This is a genomic window from Nocardiopsis sp. TNDT3, from assembly GCF_003427465.1.
Taxonomy (GTDB): Bacteria; Actinomycetota; Actinomycetes; order Streptosporangiales; family Streptosporangiaceae; genus Nocardiopsis; species Nocardiopsis dassonvillei.
The window spans coordinates 1-3925 of record NZ_QPFC01000503.1 but is presented as its reverse complement, the minus strand read 5'-3'; the positions used below and the strand labels follow the sequence as shown (position 1 = coordinate 3925).

The window sequence follows — 3925 nt, the reverse complement described above, 5'->3', positions numbered from 1 at the left end:
GGTCGGGGCGTGCCCGGGGGAGGGGACGGCGTAGGCGACCAGGCGGCGCGAGGCTCCGGTGCCGTCGACCACGACCACGGCCCGTTCGACCCCGGGCAGGCGGGTGAGGGCGTGCTCGACCTCGCCCGGCTCCACGCGGTGGCCGCGGATCTTGACCTGGTCGTCGGTGCGGCCGAGGAACTCCAGTCGCCCGCCGACGCGGCGGACCAGGTCGCCGGAGCGGTACATGCGCCCGCCCTCGGCGTCCGGGTCGGCGACGAAGCGCGCGGCGGTGGTGCCGGGCAGGTTGAGGTAGCCGTGGGCCAGCCCGTCGCCGCTGATGTAGAGCTCGCCGGGGACGCCGTCGGGCACCGGGCGCAGCCAGCGGTCCAGGACCCGTACGCGGGTGCCCGTCGCGGGGTCGCCCAGGGGAGGGATGCCGCCGTCCGTCAGCGGCGCGCTGAGGGTGGTGCACACGGTGGACTCGGTGGGCCCGTAGCCGTTGTACACGGCCCGGTCATCGCAGAAGCGGGCGACCTGCTCGCCGGGGCAGGCCTCGCCCGCCACGAGCAGGTGCTCCACCGGGCCCAGCTCGTCGGGGGACAGGCCGGGCAGCAGCGCGGGCGGCAGGGTCACGTGGGTGACGCGGTGCTCGCGCAGGGCGCGGGGCAGGCCCTCGCCCGCCAGGGACGGCCGCGGCAGCAGTACGGCGGCCGCGCCGTTGAGCAGCGCTACCACCAGCTCGGCGATGGCCGCGTCGAAGCTGGGGGAGGCGAACTGGAGCAACCGCGAACCGGGGCCCACGCTCATGCGCTCGCCCTGGAAGGCGGCCAGGGCGGCCAGGCCGCGGTGCGCCACCAGGACGCCCTTGGGCCTTCCGGTGGAGCCGGAGGTGTAGATGAGGTAGGCGGGGTCCTCGGGACGCACGCTCTCGCGCAGCGGCTCCGCGCGGTCCACGTCGGGGTCGGCCGCGTCCACCAGCGGACCGCCCCCGGGGAGGCGACGGGCGCCCGCGGCGTCGGCGACCACCGCGCGCGGCTCGGCGTCGTCGAGGATCGCGGCCAGGCGTTCCTTCGGGTACTCCGGGTCCAGGGGGACGTAGACCGCCCCCGCGTACACCACTCCCAGCAGGGCCTCGGCCAGGGCCGGGCCGCGCTCCACGCACACGCCGACGCGGTCGCCCCGCGCCACGCCGAGTTCGCGCAGCCGCCGGGCCAGGCGCGCGGCCCGCCCGTCCGCCTCGGCGAAGGAGACGGTGCGGTCCGCGCCGACCAGGGCGGGGTCGTCGGGGCGCAGGCGCGCCCGCTCGGCGAACAGCTCGGGCAGGCTCCGCGGCCGGGGCCCGGGCTCCCCGGTCCAGGAGCGCTCCAGCTCCCCGGCCCGCTCGGGGCCGACCAGCGCCACGGCGCGCAGCGGCCGGGGGTCCTCGGCGTTCTCCAGCACCCGCACCAGGTCCTGGACCAGGCGCTCCACGGTGGCGCGGTCGAAGAGCACGGTGTCGAACTCGGCCGAACCGGCGACGCCGCCGGGGCCGGGACGGAACTCCAGGGTCAGGTCGAAGACCGACTGGCCGCGCCGCACCGGCACGGGCTCGGCCTCCAGGCCGCCCAGCCCCGTCGCGGGCCCCTGGGCGCTCTGGAAGACCACGGCGGCCTGTACCAGCGGCGGCACGGCGGGGTCGCGTTCGGTCAGGACGGCGTCCACGACCGTGTCGAAGGGGACCTCACCGTGGTCGAGGTCGGCGAGGAACCCGGCGCGCGTCCGGTCGAGCAGCGCGCCGAAGGACAGCTCCTCGTCCACGTGCTGGCGCACGGCCAGGGTGTTGACGAAGAAGCCCGCCGTCGCGTGCAGCCGCCGGTCCTCGCGGCCGGAGGCGACGGTGCCCAGCACCACGTCGGGGTTGCGGCTCCAGCGGGCCGCGGTCACCTGGGCCGCGGCCAGCAGCACCGTGGACAGGTGGGTGCCGTGGTCGGCGGCCAGGCGTTCGAGGCGCTCCGTCAGAGGTGCGGACAGCGCGAAGGGCAGGGTGTCGCCCGCTCCCTCGCGCACGGCCGGGCGCGGGCGGTCGGCGGGCAGTTCGAGCACGGGCGGGTCGGCGAGCCTGCGGCGCCAGTACTCCAGCGAGCGGTCCAGGGCGGGGCCGTCCAGGCGCGTGCGCTGCCACGCGGCGTAGTCGGCGTACTGGAGGGGCGGCGCGCCCAGCTCCTCGGCCAGGGATTCCGGCGCGCGTCCGGGGTCGGCGGTGGCGGCGCGGTAGAGGGTGTCCAGTTCGGTGCGCAGCAGGTCCAGGGACCAGCCGTCGGTGACGATGTGGTGCAGGCACAGCACCAGCACGTGGACGCCGGGCCCCTCGGCCAGCAGCCTGGCCCGCATCAGGGGGCCGCGCTCCAGGTCGAAGGGCAGGGCGTACTCGCGGGCCGCCAGTTCGGCGGCCTCCTCGCGGCTCCCGGCGGCGGTCACCGGCAGCTCCACCTCGCGGGGGGCGCCGATGACCTGGCGCCCCTCGCCGTCCACCTCGGTGAAGGTCGTGCGCAGGGACTCGTGCCGGTGCACGAGCGCGGTCAGGGAGCGCCGCAGCGCCCCGGCGTCCAGGTCCCCGGTCAGCCTCAGCACCAGGGCGGAGTTGTAGTCGGTGCGGCCGGGAGCCATCTGCTCCAGGACCCACAGCCGCTGCTGGGCGAAGGACAGCGCGGCCGGGCGGTCGCGGGGCACGCTCGGGATGTCCTGGCCGCTCCCGCCGCGCGAGCGCAGGCGGCGCAGGACCTCCTCGCGCGCCCTGGCCCGGGCGGCGTCGGTGGTGGGGTCGGCGGTGGCTTCGCTGCTCATGGTGGCTGTGCCGGTCCTCGTCTGCGCAGGGTGTGGATCAGGCGTTGGGGCCCACGGCGAGCCCGCTCAGGCGCAGGGTGCGCCCGTTGTACTGGAGCGCCGTGGCGCGCCGGGGCTCGGCGGGGTCGGCCAGGAAGCGCCCGCTGAGCGCGATCCCGCCGTGGCGCTCGGAGACGACGCGGAAGGCGCCGCCCGGGCCGGTGGACAGCGCGCCCTCGAAGCCGTTGGACATGACCAGCCGGTACCCGTCCCGGCCCGGGACGACCTCGGCGACCAGGCCGCCGTTGCCGTAGCGCCCCGTGACGCGGTCCGGGCCGGGCCCGGTGGCGGTGCCCTCGGCCGCGGCGTCGGGCTGGCGGTAGTGGCCCACGTCCACCCCCAGCTCGCGCAGGCCGCGGACCACGTGCTCCCAGGCGGTCACGCCGGTGGTGGCGTTGGTGGTCAGCGCCACCACCGAGCCGCCCTCGGGGTCCACACGCAGGTTGCAGGTGGCGCCGTCCAGGGTGCCGTCGTGGCCGTACCACAGGCGGTCACCGGCCAGGTGCAGCGACCACCCGGCGCCCCAGCCGTCGGCCAGGCCGAAGGGGTCGGCCACGCTCACCGATCGGCCCATCTCGCGCAGCACGTCCGGTGCGGCGACCTCGCCGTCCAGGGCGGCGTGCTCGGGGTCGAGGAAGGCGCGGCCGAAGGCGGCCAGGGCGGTGGCGCTGGCGGCCAGGCCCCCGGCCGGGGCGAGCGCCGGTTCGATGTGGAAGCCCACCGGGTGGGCCCGGCCCGCGCCGTCGACGGCGTGTCCGGTGACCAGGTCGGCGGTGGGGAAGGGGCGCGGCGCCAGGACCGGCGCCAGTTCCATGCCGGTGGAGCCGCACAGGTGCGACTCCACGGTCTCCCACCAGCTCTGTCCGGTGACGGTCTCCACGAGCCGGCCCGCCACGGCGTAGCCGGTGTTGGAGTAGGAGAACAGCGTGCCCGGCTCGGCGACGCGGTCCTCGGGCGCGAGCGAGGAGACGTAGCGGCGCAGGGAGGGCGCGGGCGCGGTCTCGGAGCGCTCCGAGACCAGCCCGGCGGTGTGGCTGAGCAGGTGGCGGGGGGTGGCGCCCCGCAGCGGGTGGTCGGGGGC

General features: G+C 77.3%; 2 protein-coding genes. Both read right to left on the bottom strand.

Annotation, left to right across the window (positions count from 1 at the left end):
• Positions 1 to 2805 (bottom strand): amino acid adenylation domain-containing protein (locus DQW06_RS13160; RefSeq protein WP_117198540.1); only part of this gene is annotated, 2805 nt, incomplete at its 3' end.
• Between the two features lie 37 nt (positions 2806 to 2842).
• Positions 2843 to 3925: serine hydrolase (locus tag DQW06_RS13155; protein WP_157983432.1), on the bottom strand; the 1083-nt coding region annotated here is incomplete at its 5' end.